This window comes from Aureimonas sp. AU40 (assembly GCF_001463785.1).
In the GTDB taxonomy this organism is placed as follows: Bacteria; Pseudomonadota; Alphaproteobacteria; order Rhizobiales; family Rhizobiaceae; genus Aureimonas.
Window position 1 is genome coordinate 23,767 of record NZ_BBWL01000051.1, and the last position, 16,072, is coordinate 39,838.

A 16,072-nucleotide genomic window follows, 5' to 3' on the forward strand; every position below is an offset into this window, starting at 1 on the left:
TCACGATCCTTGCGGGAGGCACCGAGAGATGGCGGCTCACACGATCAGTCCGACGACCATGCGCGCGGTGCGCGAAAGCGGCGCGGTGCCCGGCTCGGACTACCTTCTGGAGGTGGACGGGGTCCGCAAGGTCTTTCCCGGCGTCGTCGCCCTCGACAACGTCCAGTTTCGGGTCCGGCGCGGCACCGTCCATGCCCTGATGGGCGAGAACGGCGCCGGCAAGTCGACGCTCATGAAGATCATCGCCGGCATCTACACGCCGGACGGCGGCGGGGTGCGCCTGCGTGGCCAGGAGATCCGGCTGAAGGGCCCGCTCGACGCGCTGGAAAACGGCATCGCCATGATCCATCAGGAACTGAACCTGATGCCCTTCATGACGGTGGCCGAGAATATCTGGATCCGGCGCGAGCCGCTGAACCGCTTCGGCTTCGTGGACCATGGCGAGTTGCGCCGGCGCACGGAGAAGCTGTTCGCCGACCTTTCGATCGACCTCGACCCCGAGGCCGAGACGCAGACGCTCTCGATCGCCAGCCGGCAGATGGTGGAGATCGCGAAAGCCGTGTCCTACCAATCGGACGTTCTGATCATGGACGAGCCGACCTCGGCGCTGACCGATCGCGAGGTGGAGCACCTGTTCCGCATCGTCCGGCAGCTTCGCGAACAGGGCAAGGGCATCGTCTACATCACCCATAAGATGGACGAGCTGGCCGAGATCGCCGACGAGGTCTCGATCTTCCGCGACGGCAAATATATCGGCACCGAGGACGCCAAGACCGTCACCCGCGACGACATCATCCGCATGATGGTGGGCCGCGAGCTGACGCAGATGTTCCCGAAGGAAGAAGCCGAGATCGGCGAGACCGTTCTGTCGGTGCGCAATCTCTCGCTGGGGCGCGTCTTCCAAGACGTGTCCTTCGACCTGCGTGCGGGCGAGATCCTGGGGCTCGCCGGCCTCGTCGGCTCGGGCCGCTCCAACATCGCCGAGACGCTGTTCGGCGTGACGCCCGCGACATCGGGCACGATCGAGCTCTTCGGCCAAAGGGTCGAGGTCGCCAATCCCGGCGTCGCCATGCGCCATGGCATGGCCTTCCTGACCGAGGACCGCAAGGACACCGGCTGCTTCCTGCCGCTCTCGATCACCGAGAACATGCAGATGGCGGTGATCCAGGATCGCTTCACCGCCGGCGGCTTCGTGCGCCAGGGCGAGGTGGATCGCACCTGCGAGGAAATGTCGAAGGCGCTGCGCGTCAAGACGCCCGATCTCGACGAGCGGATCGGCAACCTGTCGGGCGGCAACCAGCAGAAGGTGTTGATCGGCCGCTGGCTTCTGACCAAGCCGAAGATCCTCATTCTGGACGAGCCGACGCGCGGCATCGACGTCGGCGCCAAGGCCGAGATCCACCGCCTCGTCTCCAAGCTCGCGGGCGAGGGGCTGGCCGTTCTCATGATCTCGTCGGAACTGCCCGAGGTGCTGGGCATGAGCGACCGGGTGATGGTGGTCCATGCCGGGCGCGTGACCGGCATTCTCGACCGCGCCGAGGCGACGCAGGAGCGCGTCATGGACCTCGCCTCCTCCTGACGGGGGCGACACAGGAACAGCGGCGGCGCGACGCCCGGCCGGGAGAGCCGAGGAACCCGCGCATCGCCAAGACAACCGGGAGAGAACCGATGACCCTCAACGAAGCGACGCAGGGCGGCGTGCCGCCTGCTCCCGCGGTGGACAAGCCCGCGCGGCGACGCCGCAAGCTGCCGACCGAAGTCTCGATCCTTCTCGTGCTGATCGGCATCGCGCTGATCTTCGAGGCTTTGGGCTGGGTGCTGATCGGCCAGAGCTTCCTCGGCAACACGCAGCGCCTCGTGGTCATGATCCTGCAGGTCTCGGTGATCGGCATCATCGCCGTCGGCGTGACGCAGGTCATCATCACATCGGGCGTCGACCTCTCCTCTGGCTCGATCGTGGCCTTCACCGCCATGGTCGCGGCAAGCCTTGCCCAGAACCCCGACTATGCCCGCGCCGTCTACCCTGCGCTGACCGGCCTTCCGGTGATCGTGCCGATCGTGGCGGGTCTTCTCGTCGGGCTCGGCGCCGGGCTCGTGAACGGCGCGCTGATCGCCTATACCGGCATTCCGCCCTTCATTGCCACGCTCGGCATGATGGTGGCGGCGCGCGGCGCGGCCAAGTGGTACACGGGCGGCCAGCCCGTCTCCATGCTGTCGGACAGCTATTCCGCGATCGGCGCCGGCGCCATGCCGGTGGTGATCTTCCTCGTGGTCGCGCTGATCTTCCACATCGCGCTGCGCTACACCCGCTACGGCAAGTTCACCTATGCGATCGGCGCCAACCGGCAGGCGGCCATCGTCTCGGGCATCAACGTCAACCGCCACCTCCTCACCGTCTATGCCATCGCCGGCACGCTGGCGGGTCTGGCCGGCATCGTCACCTCGGCGCGCGCCGTCTCCGGCCAGGCCGGCATGGGCGTGTCCTACGAACTCGACGCCATCGCCGCAGCGGTGATCGGCGGCACGTCGCTCGCCGGCGGCGTCGGGCGCATCACCGGCACGGTGATCGGCGTCATCATCCTCGGCGTCATGACCTCGGGCTTCACCTTCCTTCGCATCGACGCCTACTACCAAGAGATCGTGAAGGGCGTCATCATCGTCGCCGCCGTGGTGGTGGACCAGTATCGCCAACGCAAGCGGGGCCGGGCATGAGCTTGAAGACAACGATCGGCGTCGGCCTCATCGGCACCGGCTTCATGGGCAAATGCCACGCGCTCGCCTGGAACGCGGTGGCCGCGACCTTCGGGGAGACGCTCCGGCCGCGCCTCGTTCATCTCGCGGACGCCAACGCGGACCTAGCCCAGACCAAGGCCGCCGAGTTCGGCTTCGCCAAGGCCAGCGGCGACTGGCGCGCCCTGGTGGCGGACCCGGAGGTGGACGTCGTCTCCATCGCCGCGCCCAATCCGTTCCATGCCGAAATGGCGTGTGCGGCCTTCGAGGCCGGTAAGCATGTCTGGTGCGAGAAGCCGATGGCGACCAGCCGCGAGGACGCACGCGCCATGCTGGAGGCGCAGCGCCGGTCCGGCCGCGTCGCGGCGCTCGGCTACAACTACATCCAGAACCCCGCCATCCGGCAGATGGAAGCCTTGATCCAAGACGGCGTGATCGGCACGATCAACCATGTGCGCCTCGAGATGGACGAGGACTTCATGGCCGACCCGGACGCGCCCTTCGCCTTCAAGAACGGGGCGGGCTCCGGCTATGGAGCGCTGGACGACTTCGCCGTGCATCCGCTTTCTCTGCTCTGGCGCCTCGCCGGTCCGGTGGCGAGCGTCATGACCGATCAGGCCAAGCCCTATGCCGCCCGCGAGGGACGTCCGGTCGAGACGCACGAGATCGCGACCTCGCTCCTACGCCTTGCCAACGGCGCCTCCGGCCTGCTGGTGGCCAACCGGGCGGCCTGGGGCCGCAAGGGGCGGATCGCGGTGCAGGTTTTCGGCTCGCAGGGCACGATTGCCTACGACCAGGAGCGCATGAACGAGTTCCAGCTTTTCACCCGCGAGGGCGACGAGCGGACCCAGGGCTTCCGCACGATCCTCACCGGCCCCGTTCATGCGCCCTACGGCGCTTTCGTGCCGGCCCCCGGCCACGGACTCGGCTTCAACGACCTGAAGGTGATCGAAGCGCGCGAGCTGCTGGCCGCCATTGCCGGGCAACCGGCGCGCCTCGTGTCCTTCGAGACGGGCTTCGCCATCGAGGAGACCGTCCACGCCATGGCGCGCTCGCACGAGACGCGCGCCTGGGTGGACGTCGCCGCCCCGGCCGGTCACTAGTTCTCGACCCATCCACAACAGTTTCCAGACAGACGAAAGACCTTCCATGAGTTTGAAGATCGGTGTGATCGGCACGGGCGCGATCGGGCAGGAGCATATCGCGCGCCTCAACGGCAAGCTCGCGGGCTCCAGCGTCGTCGCCGTCAACGACATCAATTCCGAGAACGCCCAGGCGGTCGCCGCACGGCTCTGCCCCTCGGCCAAGGTCCATGCCACGGGTCAGGACCTCGTCAACTCGCCCGATGTCGACGCCGTTCTCGTCACCTCCTGGGGGCCGAGCCACGAGGAATTCGTGCTGGCGGCGATCGAGGCCGGCAAGCCGGTCTTCTGCGAGAAGCCGCTGGCGACCACGGCCGAGGCGTGCCTTCGCATCGTCGAGGCCGAGATCGCCAGCGGCCGCCACCTCGTGCAGGTCGGCTTCATGCGCCGCTACGACGCGGGCTATCGCCTCCTGAAGGAGGTCGTCACCTCGGGCCAGATCGGCGATCCGCTGATGCTCCACTGCGCCCATCGCAACCCGTCCGTTCCCGCCCATTATGTCGGCGACATGGGCATCACCGACACGTTCATCCACGAGATCGACGTGTTGCGCTGGCTGGTGGACGACGACTACGTCTCGGCCCAGGTCATCCAGGGCAAGCGCTCGCGCCATGCGCTGAACGGGCTGGACGACCCCTATATCGTCGTTCTCAAGACCAAGTCCGGCGTCGTGATCGACACCGAGATCTTCGTGAACTGCCAGTTCGGCTACGACATCCAGTGCCAGATCGTCGGCGAGGACGGCACGGCCAACCTGCCCGAGCCCGCGACCGTGCCGATGCGCAAGAATCAGATGGCCGGCCAGTCCATCATGATGGACTGGAAGCTGCGCTTCATCGACTCCTACGATGTCGAGTTGCAGGAATGGGTGCAGGCGACGCTCCAGGGCAAGGTGACCGGACCGACCGCGTGGGACGGCTATTTCGCCGCCGTCACCTCGGACGCCTGCGTCGAGGCCAAGCGCACGGGCCAGATCGTTGCCATCAACACGGACGCCAGGCCGGACTTCTACCGCTGAGGCGGCGGGGGTGAAGAGCAGGCATGGCCGAGGAGACATATCGATGACGTCAAAGACGATCCGGCTGACGGTGGCGCAGGCGCTGGTGCGCTTCATGATGGCGCAGAAGACGGTGATCGACGGGGAGGTGCTTCCCATCTTCGCCGGCTGCTGGGCGATCTTCGGCCATGGCAACGTGGCGGGCATGGGCGAGGCGCTCCACGGCGTGAAGGACGAGTTCCCGACCTATCGCGCGCACAACGAGCAGGGCATGGCGCATGCCGCCATCGCCTTCGCCAAGGCAAGCTTCCGCCGCCGCTTCATGGCCTGCACGACCTCGATCGGGCCGGGCGCGCTCAATCTCATCACGGCGGCGGGCGTCGCGCATGTGAACCGCCTGCCGGTCCTGTTCCTGCCCGGCGACGTCTTCGCCAACCGCCTACCCGACCCCGTTCTGCAGCAGGTCGAGGATTTCGGCGACGGCACGGTCTCGGCCTCCGACTGCTTCCGCCCGGTGTCGAAATATTTCGACCGCATCCAGCGGCCCGAACAGCTGATCCCCGCGCTCGGCCGCGCCATGCAGGTGCTGACCGATCCCGTGGATTGCGGCCCGGTCACGCTCTCGCTCTGCCAGGACGTGCAGGCCGAGGCCTACGACTTTCCCGCCGCGCTGTTTGCCGAGAAGGTCTGGAACACCCGCCGGCCCCGGCCGGACGAGGACGAGCTGGCGCACGCCGTGTCGCTGATCCGCGCGGCGAAGAAGCCGATGATCATCGCCGGCGGCGGCGTCCTTTATTCCGAGGCGACGCGCGAGCTCCTGAGCTTTGCCGAGACGCATGGCGTGCCCGTCGCGGTGACGCAGGCCGGCAAGTCGGCGATCGACGAGACGCACGACCTGGCGCTCGGCGCGGTCGGCGTCACCGGCACTTCGGCGGCCAACGCGCTGGCGGCGGACGCCGATCTGGTGCTGGCGGTCGGCACGCGGCTGCAGGATTTCACCACCGGCTCCTGGGCGCTGTTCCGCGCCGAAGAGCTCGCCATCGTCGGGCTCAACGTCGCGCCCTACGACGCGGTGAAGCACGGCGGCGTGCCGCTGGTGGCGGACGCCAAGGTCGGCCTCAAGCTTCTGTCCGAAGCCTTGGGCGATTGGAAGGCCGAGGGGGCCCAAGCACAACGCGCCCATGACGAGCGTGTGCGCTGGTTCGAGGCGGCGGGCAAGGCGCTGGCCGCGACCAATGCCGAGCTTCCCTCCGACGCGCAGGTGATCGGCGCGGTGGCGCGGGCGCGCGGCACGGCGGACACGATCGTGGTCTGCGCCGCAGGCGGCCTTCCGGGCGAGTTGGAAAAGCTCTGGGCGCCGACCGCTCCGGGCGGCTACCACATGGAATACGGCTTCTCCTGCATGGGCTACGAGATCGCCGGCGGGCTCGGCACCAAGATGGCGCGGCCCGACAAGGACGTGATCGTCATGGTCGGCGACGGGTCCTACATGATGCTGAACTCCGAACTCGCGACCTCGGTCATGCTCGGCCAGAAGATCACGGTCGTCCTTCTCGACAACCGGGGCTACGGCTGCATCAACCGGCTGCAGATGGAATGCGGCGGCGCCAACTTCAACAATCTCCTGGAGGACTGCCGGCAGGAGGTGGTGCCCGAGATCGACTTCGTCGCCCATGCGCGGGCCATGGGCGCCGTGGCCGAGAAGGCGGGCTCGATCGCCGAGCTGGAAGCTGCGCTGGAGCGCACGCGCGGCAACGATCGCTCCACGGTCATCCTCATCGACACGCATCCGCTGATCACGACCGAGGCCGGCGGCCATTGGTGGGACGTGGCGGTGCCCGAGGTCTCGACCCGCGCCGAGATCGGCCCCGCGCGCGCGAAATACGAGGCGAACCGCGCCTTCCAGCGCGCGCTCAACTGACCGCAAGCGGAAGGCAGAACCGATGAAGATCGCGCTCGACCCTTACATGCATCGGCACCTGTCGCTGCCCGAGCTCTGCCGCAAGACGTCCGAGCTCGGCTACGACCATATCGAACTCAGCCCCCGCGAAGACTTCCTGCCCTGGTGGGTGCGCCCGCGCGCCCACAAGGAGCGGGTGGCGGAGTTCAAAAAGGCACTGTCGGACCACGGCGTGAAGCTCGCCTCGGTCCTGCCCATGTATCGCTGGGCGAGCCCGCACGAGGACGAGCGGCAGGCGGCGGTCGGCTACTGGAAGGAGGCCATCCGCGCCACGGTGGAGATGGGCTGCGACACGATGAATTCGGAGTTCGGGCGCGGCCCCTCGCCGGATCGCTCGCACCGCTCCAACTGCTGCGGCGGCCATTTCAGCCACGAGCATTCCGAGGCCGCCTGGTGGCGTTCGATGGAGGAACTGGTCCCGGTCTTCGAGCGGGAGGGCGTGCAGCTCAACATGGAGCCGCACCCCGAAGACTGGTGCGAGACGCTGCATCCCGCCATCGACATGCTGAAGACGATCGGCTCGAAGAACGTCAAGTTCCTCTACTGCGCGCCGCACACGTTCTATTTCGGCGACGACATGGCGCGGATGATCCGCGAGGCCGGCGATCTCATCGCCCATGTCCACGTCGCCGACACTTACAACCACAAGGCATCGTCCGGCCTGCGCTACATCGTCAACCCGCCGGGTGCCAAGGTGACGATCCACCAGCACATGGACATCGGCCAGGGCGAGATCGACTGGAACGTCTTCTTCGGCTCGCTCGCCGGCGTCGGTTTCGACGGGATCGTGACGGCCTGCGTCTTCGGCTGGGAGGAGCGCGCCGACGCCTCGGGGCGCTTCATGCGCGAGCGCATTCAGTCCTATGTCGACAAGCATTTCGCCAAGAGTGCGGCCTGAGCGGGCCAGCTTTCCGCAACAGGGGATAACCCGGAATTTCTCTGCGCCCCGCCGGTTCTTCAGGGACCCGGCGGGGCGTTCGCACGTTGCCTCTGCGATCAGTTGCGGAGGGAATGCGATGCGGACGTCCTTGTCGGTCTTGACGGCTTTTTTCCTGGCGTCCAGCGCAGCGGCCTTCGCCGCTCCCCTGGCTCCGCCCGACCTGTCGGAAGGCGCCGTGAACGCGGCCGTCCTGTCCGACTGGCAGGGGCGGCAGGAGGCGATGAAACAGGCGGAAGCTCAGCCTGCCGAACCTGAAAAAACGGAGGCCAAGCCGGACGCGAGCGCGCAGCCTGCCGGGAACGCCAAGACCGCGAGCCCCGATCCGAAGGATTTGCCCGACCCGTTCCTGATCCGCCTCCAGGTTCTGCTCGACCGCGCCCATGCCTCGCCCGGCGTGATCGACGGGCGGGCCGGCGGCAACACCGACAAGGCCATCCGCGCCTATGAGGACATGAACGACCTCAAGGGGAACGGCCAGGTGGACGAAGCGCTTTGGAAAGCGCTGTCGAAGGACGACGCACCCGCCGTCAAGACCTACGAGCTGACGCGGGAGGACGTGGACGGGCGCTACGTCAAGGACATGCCGAGCGACTATGCCGAGATGGCCAAGCTCGACTGGCTGGGCTATCGCGACGCGGCCGAGATGCTGGCAGAACGCTTCCACATGGACGAGAAGCTGCTCCGCGACCTCAATCCCGGCGCGGACTTCACGAGCGTCGGCACCAAGCTCCTCGTCACCGACCCCGGCGCCGATCCCGAGATGAAGGTTGCGCGCATCGTCGTGGACAAGTCGAAGGGCGAACTCATCGCCTATGATAAGGAGGGAGGCATCGTTCTGGTGGACCCCGCCACGATCGGCTCCGAGGATACGCCTTCGCCGAGCGGCACGATGAAGGTGAAGGGCAGCGCGCGCGAGCCGACCTACGAATACAATCCCGCAAAGAACTTCCAGCAGGGCAAGAACCGCAAGAAGCTGACGCTTCCCGCCGGCCCCAACGGACCGGTCGGCATCGTCTGGATCGACCTGTCGAAGCCGACCTACGGCATTCACGGCACGCCCGAGCCCTCGCAGATCGACAAGACCGCCAGCCACGGCTGCGTGCGCCTGACCAACTGGGATGCGCAAGCCCTTTCGCGCCTCGTCCTGCCGCTGCAAACGGTGGTCGAGTTCAAGAACTAGGCGGCTTTGCTCAGGTCGGGCGGCGGGTGGGAACGTCCCACACCTCGCCCGCCAGCATGGGGCGGAAACGACCGGCTCCGATTGCCTTTGCCTTCAGGGCCGTGGCCAGAACCCGGCCCGGCTCGTCGATCGGCTCGTCGGTAAGCTGGAAGGTCGACCAGTGATGGCCGGCGGCGAACTCGGCCTTTGCGAGCACCATGCCCTCGACGGCTTCGTTCGGGTCCTGGTGCTGGCCCTCCATGAACCAACGCGGCTTGTAGGCGCCGATCGGCAGGATGGCGAGGCGGAAGCCGCCATGCTTCTCGGCGGCGGCGCGGTAGTTGATGCCGCGATGAAAGCCGGTGTCGCCGACATGGTAGATCCGGCCCGCCTCGGTCTCCACCACGAAGCTCGCCCAAAGGGCCATGCGCCGGTCGCGCGTGCCGCGCGCCGACCAGTGATGCGCGGGCTCGACATGTACCACGGCACCGGGAGTCTCGATCCGGTCGCCCCAATCGCCGGTGCGGATGCGCATGCCCGGCACGGCGTCTAGCACGATGCGGTCGTTGCCGAGTGGCGTGACGACCAGCGGATCATGCGCGGCTTTCAAGCGCTTGAGCGTCGCGGTGTCGAGATGGTCGTAGTGATTGTGGCTGAGAAGAACGAGATCGATTCTCGGCAGGGCCTCGAAGGCGATGCCGGGCGGGAGGACACGCTTGGGGCCGATGAAGGAAAAGGGCGAAACGCGCTCGGACCAGACGGGATCGGTCAGGATGTTGAGACCCGCGATCTGTACGAGCAGCGTCGCGTGACCGACCATGGTGACCCGCAAATCCTCCACCCGCGCCTTCGGCACAGCCTGTGGAAACGGGCTCTGGACCGCCTTCGGCCAGCGGGCGCGATCCCGGCCGAACTGCCAGCGCAAGACGTCGGCGAACGGCCGGGGCTCGATGCCGCCGGGGTTGAAGAAGCGCGTCCCGTCGAAATGATCGCTGACGGGACCCGTGTAGTAGCGATTTCCAGCCATGGCGCTCCTCGTGCCCAACCCGACAAAGGCGGCGAGGGCTCCAACGCCCAGGACTTGCAGTGCCCGTCTTCGATCCATGCCGGCGAGCCTAGACGGCGGGCGCGAGAACGCAAGTCGGCCTGACGAGTGCAAACCGCGGTTTTTTCGCCGGACTGCAGCCGGCTGCGCCCGAAGCGGACGACGGGGCGCTCGCGCGCTTCGTAAGCGGGGGCTCTCTCCTGCGATGACGAGCCAGGTTCCCGGGGACCTCGCATGGTAGAGGCCAAGCTAAGTGGATGAGGTGACGGCGCTGTTGCCGCAGCGCCCTCGGAAGGCCACCGACAATTCCCGGTCAAAGGTCGGACGGCACGACCTGGAACCAGGCGCTCAAAATCCATCGGCTCGGTGTGTTCGCTCTCACCTCGGATCGCTTCGAAGAGTTGCAATCGCCCAGCGACTAGTCGCGCGCCAAACAACACTTGCCGTAACGTAAGAACGATCGAAGCAAGCCGTGACATTCGGCAAGCAGTCGTAGGGCGTCCGCAAGCATCCACTCCGCACGTTCGCGCCGAGTAGTTAACCATTTCTTAAAAAATCACCCAAACGGGTGAATGTCAGGTAAAATCTGACAAGGGAGCACGCTAAGGTTAGCGAAGTGTTAACCGCTGGAGCCTCCCGTGAGTTCGTCCTCCGTTATCCTCGACAATCAAAGCCTCGTGACGCCGGCGCAGCTGCGCGACCATCACGGCGGGTTCGACACGCCCACCGACGAGCGGTGGGTCCTGCGTGCGCGCGACCAGCTTCGCCTCACCTTTTCGATCGCCCTGGGAAAGATCGGCGAGGAGCAGCCCTGGTCGCAGGTGCTGAACTGGCTCTCGCTGGAGCTGCACTCGCTGCGCCGCGCCTATCCCGACGCCGTCTGGCGGAAGATCGTGCCGATCGCCCAGGCGCATCCGCTGACCGACCTTCTCCGGCTCGATCCCTTCACGGACTGGTCTTTCCGCAAGCCGCGCGGCTATTCCGGCGACGCGCAGCTTCTGGACTTCATCTACGGCCATGCCAGCCAGGACGCGGCCATCGCCAAAGCCAGCACGACCGGCGCGGCCATCTTCGAATGCACGCGCCGTTCGGCCTCCTCCGCCGCCGTTCGCGAGCGCCGAGACCTTCTGGCCGCCCATGTCGACACGCTCGCGGCCGAGCAGGCCGGGGAGGTGGAGATCCTGACCATCGCCGCCGGCCATCTGCGCGAGGCCGCGCTTTCGACCGCCTTCCAGTCGGGCCGGATCGGGCGTTGGGTGGCGCTGGACCAGGACCCGGAAAGCCTCGCCGGCATCGCCGCCGACTATGCCGGCACCTCTGTCGCGCCTGTCGAGGGGTCGGTGGCGGGCCTCCTGCGCGGGGCCTATGGGCTCGGCACGTTCGACTTCGTCTATGCCGCCGGCCTCTATGACTACCTGCCCCGCGCGGTGGCGGTGAAGCTGACGCGCCGGTGCATGGCCATGCTGAAGCCCGGCGGCCGCTTCCTCTTCGCCAATTTCTCGGACCGCACCAAGGACGACGGGTTCATGGAAGTCTTCATGAATTGGGAACTCCTCCTGCGCTCCGACGAGGAAATGTGGGACATCGTCAATGCCAGCACCGACCGAAATACGGTGGAGGCCAGCGTCGTGCCGGGCGAGAATGGCGAGATCGCCTATGGCCTGATCCGCAAGCTCTCCTGACTTGAGCACGTGCCGACAGGACGGCGTTCATACCGACCCGCTGAACGCCGTTTCGCCCTCCGTGCGAAAGCGGTCGAACACGGCGGCGACGAGGCGCACGAAGGGCCTGCCGGCGGGGGTCATGGTCACGCGGCCGCGCTCCAGCACCACCAGCCCCTCGGCGGCGAGCGGGCGCAGGAGGGCGAGTTCGTCTCCGAAGCGCCCTGCCGTTTCGCCGAGATCGACGGTGAAGGCGCACATGAGGCGTTCGATGATCCCGGCGCGCTCGCGGTCGTCGCCGCCATCGGCATGGCCGCGCCGCGTTGCCAAGGTGCCAGCGGCGATGCTTGTGCGCCAGCGCCCGACATCGCTTTCATTCTGCGCGAAGCCGCCGGGCAGGCGGGAGATGGACGAGGGGCCGAAGCCGAGAAGCAGCGGATGCGGGTCGTCGGTATACCCCTGGAAGTTGCGGTGAAGGCGGTTCTCGCGCGCGGCCTCAGCCAGCGGGTCGTCGGCGCGCGCGAAATGATCGATGCCGACGCGCTCGAACCCGGCGGCCTCCAGCGACCGGGCGATGAACTCGGCTTGGCGCAGCCGCTCCTCGCCCCCTGGCAACGCCGCCTCGTCGATCAGGCGCTGGTTGGCGCGGCGGGCCGGCAGATGGGCGTAGCCGTAGAAGGCGACGCGGCTGGGCGCCATGGCAAGAACCATGGCCAGCGTCTCGCCGAGGCTCACCTCGCTCTGGTGCGGCAGGCCGTAGACCAGATCGAAGTTGAGCCGCGAAATGCCGGCCGCGCGCAGCGCCTCGGCGGCCCGTTCCACCTGGGCCGGCGGCTGGATGCGGCCGATCGCCGTTTGCACGCGCGGGTCGAGGTCCTGCACGCCGAGGCTGGCGCGGGTGACGCCGAGGCCCGCCAGACCCACGGCGAAGCCGGGGTCCACGGCGCGCGGGTCGAGCTCGATCGCATGTTCGCCGTCCGGCTCGATCTCGAAGTGCCGGGCGAGTTCGCCCAGCACGGCGGCAAGACCGTCGAGGCCGAGGACGGACGGCGTGCCGCCGCCCCAGCTGATGCGGCCGAGGCGCGCGGGGCTGCCGAGATGCCGGGCGACCAGCGCGATCTCGGCCTGAAGCGACAGGCGAAAGGCGTCCACCACCTCGTCGCGCCGCACCGCCTTGGCGTGGCAACCGCAATAATGGCAGATCTCGCGGCAGTAGGGCACGTGGAGATAGGCCGAGACGCTCTCGCCCGCCGGGATGGCATTGAGCCAGCGCGCCGCATCGACGGGGCCGACCGCGGCGGTGAAGTCCGCCGCGGTGGGATAGGACGTGTAGCGCGGCACGCGCGCGGCCGCGAGGCGCCGGGCCGGGCTCACCGGGCCGGGTCCCCGGAGCCGGGCCGGCTGGCGGGATCGCCGGCGAGGGCCGACAGGCGCCGGTCCTCGCGCATCTCGAACCACATGGCGTTGAGGATGGCGAAGGCGCAGGCGAGACCGACGCCGAGAATCCAGGAAAAGTACCACATCTCAAGTGTCCTTCGGGGCCGTGGGGTCAGTAGGCGTTGGGGTTGCGGCCGATCGACTGCGCGTTCACCGGCCCGCTCATCACCCGGTAGACCCAGGTCGTGTAGAGAAGGATGATCGGCAGGAAGACGAGCGTCGCGATCAGCATCACGAAGAGCGTGAGATGGCTCGACGAAGCATCCCAGACCGTGAGGCTGCTGTCCGGCACGAGCGAGGACGGCAGGAGGAAGGGAAAGAGCGACAGGCCAGCCGTCGAGATGATGCCGAAGATCGCAGCGCTGGAGGCGAGGATCGTCGCCACCTTCAGCCGCGTCCGCAAGCCGACGAAGGCGGCGAGCGAGCCGAGAAGGCCGAGCGCCGGGGCGATCAGCATCCAGGGGTGGCGGCCGTAGTTCGCGACCCAGGCGCCGGCCTCGCGCGACACCGTCTTGGCGAGCGGGTTGGAGGGAGCGAGCGCGTCCTGCGCCGAGGTCACGACATAGCCCTCGATCCCGAAGGCGACCCAGAGCCCGCCGAGCGCGAAGAGCGCGGCGGTGGCGAGCGCTGCCCATCCTCCATAGCGGCGCGCCCGCTCGGCCACCGGCCCCTGGCAGCGCGCCGAGATCACCGCCGCGCCCTGCGCCACGCACATGCCGACGCTGACGAGACCGGCGAGCAGCGCGAAGGGCGTGAGAAGGCCGAAGAAGGAGCCGGCATAGGAGGGGCGCAGCGTCGCGTCGAGCCCGAAGGGCACGCCGAGAAGAACGTTGCCGACCGCCACGCCCGAGATCAGCGCCGGAACGAAGCCGCCGACGAAGAGCACCCAGTCCCAGGTCTCGCGCCACCGCTTGTCCTTGATCTTGCCGCGAAACTTGAAGCCGACGGGCCGCAGGATCAGCGCCAGCAGGATCACGATCATTGCGAGATAGAAGCCGGAGAAGCTCGCGGCGTAGAGCGCCGGCCAGGCGGCGAAGATCGCGCCGCCGCCTAGGATCAGCCAGACCTGGTTGCCTTCCCAGGTCGGGCCGACGAGGTTGATGAGGATGCGCCGCTCTTCGTCGGTGCGCGCCGCGAAGGGCAGGAGCGCGCCGACGCCGAGGTCGAGGCCGTCCATGATGGCGAAGCCGATCAGGAGGATGCCGAGCAGCGCCCACCAGACGAGCCGCATGGTCTCGTAGTCGAGGGGAATGTTGGTCACGGTTCGTCTCCTTGGGATCAGCGCTGTTCGGGGGCGGCGGCGGCGCCGGCCGGGATGGCCCGCGAGCCGCCAAGGCCGTCGATCAGGGCATTGGCCGCCGAGGGCCCCGCCTTGATGGTTTTCAGCATCAGCACCACCATGACGATGGCGAGCGTGGTGTAGAGGGTGAGGAAGAAGCCCAGGCTGATGGCGAGATCGGTCATCGTCAGGCCGGAGGCGGCGTAGAAGGTCGGCAGCACGCCTTCCACCGCCCAGGGCTGGCGCCCGTATTCGGCGATGAACCAGCCCGCCTCGATGGCGATCCAGGGCGTCGGCAGCGAGACGAGGGCGATCCAGAGCAGAGTGCGGCTTTCGCCGATGCGGTGGCGCGAGGCGAGTGCGAAGGCCACGGCGAAGAAGGCGATGAGATAGAAGCCGCAGACCACCATGAGGCGGAAGCTCCAGAAGAGCGGCGCGACGCCCGGCACCGTGTCGAAGGCGGCCTGTGTGATCTCCTGCGGGGTCGCATTGGCGATGTCGTCGCGGTAGCGCTTGAGGAGGAGGGCATAGCCGAGATCGCGCCAGTTGGCGGTGAAGGTCGCGCGCGCCTCACCGTCGCTCGCGTCGGCGCGCACCCGCTGGAGCGCCTCGTAGGCGACGATGCCGTTGCGGATGCGGCCCCCGGCCGTTTCCACGAGATCGAGAATGCCGGGGATTTCGCCCGAGAGCGAGCGCGTGGCGATAAGGCCGAGCGCGTAGGGCACCTGCACTTCGAAGGAGTTTTCCTTGTCGCCCGGCACGGCGAAGAGGTTGAACCCGGCGGGCGCGGGCTCGGTGTGCCACATGGCCTCCATCGCCGCGATCTTCATCTTCTGGTGCTCGGTCGCGGCGTAGCCGCTCTCGTCGCCGAGCACGACCACCGACAGCGCCGAGGCAAGGCCGAAGGAGGCCGCCACCGCGATCGAGCGCTTGGCGAGCTCCACATGCCGGCCGCGCAGGAGGAACCAGGCGCTGACCGAAAGGACGAACATGGCGCCCGTGACATAGCCGGCCGAAACCGTGTGAACGAACTTCGCCTGCGCCACGGGGTTGAAGATCACGGCCATGAAGTCCGTGATTTCCATGCGCATCGTGTCGGGATTGAAGGTCGCGCCGACCGGATTCTGCATCCAGCCGTTGGCGATCAGGATCCAGAGCGCGGAGAAATTGGCGCCGAGCGCCACCAGCCAGGTGACGCAGAGATGGCCGATCCGCGACAGGCGGTCCCAGCCGAAGAAGAAGAGGCCGATGAAGGTCGCCTCCAGGAAGAAGGCCATCAGGCCCTCGATCGCCAGCGGCGCGCCGAACACGTCGCCGACATAGTGCGAGTAGTAGCTCCAATTCATGCCGAACTGGAATTCCATGACGATGCCGGTGGCGACGCCCATGGCGAAGTTGATTCCGAACAGCGTGCCCCAGAACAGCGTCATGCGCCGCCAGATCTCGCGGCCGGTCATAACGTAGACGCTTTCCATGATGGCCATCATGAAGGACAGGCCGAGCGTCAGCGGAACGAAGAGGAAATGGTACATCGCCGTGGCCGCGAACTGGAGCCGCGACAGCTCGACGACCGTCATGTCGATCATGATGCTTCACCCGAAGGTTGGCGACCGGCCCCGTGCCGGTGCTCGAAACCGCTCTAGCGCCCGCCCTCGCGGTGCGCCTTGATTTGAATCAATGCGCCCTTCGCGCCCCGGCCCTACGCCGTTCCCCGACGAAGAG

At 67.5% G+C, this 16,072-nt stretch carries 13 protein-coding genes; 8 read left to right on the forward strand and 5 right to left on the reverse strand.

The annotated features are described in order from the left end of the window. Nucleotides 1-28 precede the first annotated feature (28 nt). The 7 genes from AUL32_RS19250 (at nt 29) to AUL32_RS19280 (ending at nt 8,949) form a co-directional block, all read left to right on the forward strand. Nucleotides 29-1,579: a sugar ABC transporter ATP-binding protein gene (locus AUL32_RS19250; RefSeq protein ID WP_156421537.1), complete on the forward strand. Its 1,551-nt coding sequence runs from the start codon at nt 29-31 to the stop codon at nt 1,577-1,579. An 89-nt stretch (nt 1,580-1,668) separates the two neighbouring features. Beyond that, on the forward strand, nt 1,669-2,712 hold the full coding sequence (locus tag AUL32_RS19255) for an ABC transporter permease (protein ID WP_062118613.1): 1,044 nt from the start codon (nt 1,669-1,671) through the stop codon (nt 2,710-2,712). Continuing rightward, on the forward strand, nt 2,709-3,833 hold the full coding sequence (locus tag AUL32_RS19260; protein ID WP_062118616.1) for a Gfo/Idh/MocA family protein: 1,125 nt from the start codon (nt 2,709-2,711) through the stop codon (nt 3,831-3,833). Before AUL32_RS19255 ends, AUL32_RS19260 begins: the two co-directional genes overlap by 4 nt. Before the next feature lie 46 nt (nt 3,834-3,879). After that, nucleotides 3,880-4,890 (forward strand): Gfo/Idh/MocA family protein, encoded by a 1,011-nt coding sequence (locus AUL32_RS19265; RefSeq protein ID WP_062118620.1) that lies wholly within the window; start codon nt 3,880-3,882, stop codon nt 4,888-4,890. A 43-nt stretch (nt 4,891-4,933) separates the two neighbouring features. Continuing rightward, nucleotides 4,934-6,790 carry a 3D-(3,5/4)-trihydroxycyclohexane-1,2-dione acylhydrolase (decyclizing) gene (gene iolD, locus AUL32_RS19270; protein WP_062118622.1) on the forward strand — a complete coding sequence of 619 codons (1,857 nt, stop codon included), beginning with the start codon at nt 4,934-4,936 and terminating at the stop codon, nt 6,788-6,790. A 22-nt stretch (nt 6,791-6,812) separates the two neighbouring features. Continuing rightward, a complete protein-coding gene (locus tag AUL32_RS19275; protein ID WP_062118624.1) occupies nt 6,813-7,727 on the forward strand; it encodes a sugar phosphate isomerase/epimerase family protein in 915 nt (304 codons plus the stop codon). Between the two features lie 118 nt (nt 7,728-7,845). Next, a complete protein-coding gene (locus AUL32_RS19280; protein WP_082659849.1) occupies nt 7,846-8,949 on the forward strand; it encodes a L,D-transpeptidase family protein in 1,104 nt (367 codons plus the stop codon). A 10-nt stretch (nt 8,950-8,959) separates the two neighbouring features. Here AUL32_RS19280 and AUL32_RS19285 read toward each other — a convergent pair whose 3' ends face one another. Further along, complete coding sequence (locus AUL32_RS19285; protein ID WP_062118626.1) at nt 8,960-9,955, reverse strand: MBL fold metallo-hydrolase; 996 nt, start codon at nt 9,953-9,955, stop codon at nt 8,960-8,962. Nucleotides 9,956-10,611: 656 nt separating this feature from the next. On the opposite strand from AUL32_RS19285, the gene AUL32_RS19290 reads away from it, so the two are divergent. After that, a complete protein-coding gene (locus AUL32_RS19290; RefSeq protein ID WP_062118628.1) occupies nt 10,612-11,655 on the forward strand; it encodes a class I SAM-dependent methyltransferase in 1,044 nt (347 codons plus the stop codon). Nucleotides 11,656-11,682: 27 nt separating this feature from the next. On the opposite strand, the gene hemN is transcribed toward AUL32_RS19290, so the two are convergent. From hemN to AUL32_RS19310, 4 genes are read right to left on the reverse strand one after another with little or no spacing between them, the layout of a single operon-like run. Continuing rightward, nucleotides 11,683-13,008: an oxygen-independent coproporphyrinogen III oxidase gene (gene hemN, locus AUL32_RS19295; protein WP_062118630.1), complete on the reverse strand. Its 1,326-nt coding sequence runs from the start codon at nt 13,006-13,008 to the stop codon at nt 11,683-11,685. Next, the gene (gene cydX, locus AUL32_RS19300; protein ID WP_061978144.1) at nt 13,005-13,157 is read right to left on the reverse strand and encodes a cytochrome bd-I oxidase subunit CydX; all 153 of its coding nucleotides are present in this window, start codon (nt 13,155-13,157) and stop codon (nt 13,005-13,007) included. Before cydX ends, hemN begins: the two co-directional genes overlap by 4 nt. 26 nt (nt 13,158-13,183) lie before the next feature. Beyond that, nucleotides 13,184-14,302 (reverse strand): cytochrome d ubiquinol oxidase subunit II, encoded by a 1,119-nt coding sequence (gene cydB, locus AUL32_RS19305; protein WP_062118800.1) that lies wholly within the window; start codon nt 14,300-14,302, stop codon nt 13,184-13,186. A 47-nt stretch (nt 14,303-14,349) separates the two neighbouring features. Beyond that, nucleotides 14,350-15,936, reverse strand: coding sequence for a cytochrome ubiquinol oxidase subunit I (locus tag AUL32_RS19310; protein WP_062118632.1), 1,587 nt, complete (start codon nt 15,934-15,936; stop codon nt 14,350-14,352). Nucleotides 15,937-16,072: the final 136 nt, after the last annotated feature.

Bases quoted from the DNA above. Each gene is read 5' to 3' on its own strand.
- AUL32_RS19250 (WP_156421537.1), top strand. From the start codon at position 29: ATGGCGGCTCACACGATCAGTCCGACGACCATGCGCGCGGTGCGCGAA.
- AUL32_RS19260 (WP_062118616.1), top strand. From the start codon at position 2,709: ATGAGCTTGAAGACAACGATCGGCGTCGGCCTCATCGGCACCGGCTTC.
- cydB (WP_062118800.1), bottom strand. From the start codon at position 14,302: ATGCGGCTCGTCTGGTGGGCGCTGCTCGGCATCCTCCTGATCGGCTTC.
- cydX (WP_061978144.1), bottom strand. From the start codon at position 13,157: ATGTGGTACTTTTCCTGGATTCTCGGCGTCGGTCTCGCCTGCGCCTTC.
- AUL32_RS19285 (WP_062118626.1), bottom strand. From the start codon at position 9,955: ATGGCTGGAAATCGCTACTACACGGGTCCCGTCAGCGATCATTTCGAC.
- AUL32_RS19310 (WP_062118632.1), bottom strand. From the start codon at position 15,936: ATGATCGACATGACGGTCGTCGAGCTGTCGCGGCTCCAGTTCGCGGCC.
- AUL32_RS19265 (WP_062118620.1), top strand. From the start codon at position 3,880: ATGAGTTTGAAGATCGGTGTGATCGGCACGGGCGCGATCGGGCAGGAG.
- iolD (WP_062118622.1), top strand. From the start codon at position 4,934: ATGACGTCAAAGACGATCCGGCTGACGGTGGCGCAGGCGCTGGTGCGC.
- AUL32_RS19280 (WP_082659849.1), top strand. From the start codon at position 7,846: ATGCGGACGTCCTTGTCGGTCTTGACGGCTTTTTTCCTGGCGTCCAGC.
- AUL32_RS19255 (WP_062118613.1), top strand. From the start codon at position 1,669: ATGACCCTCAACGAAGCGACGCAGGGCGGCGTGCCGCCTGCTCCCGCG.
- AUL32_RS19275 (WP_062118624.1), top strand. From the start codon at position 6,813: ATGAAGATCGCGCTCGACCCTTACATGCATCGGCACCTGTCGCTGCCC.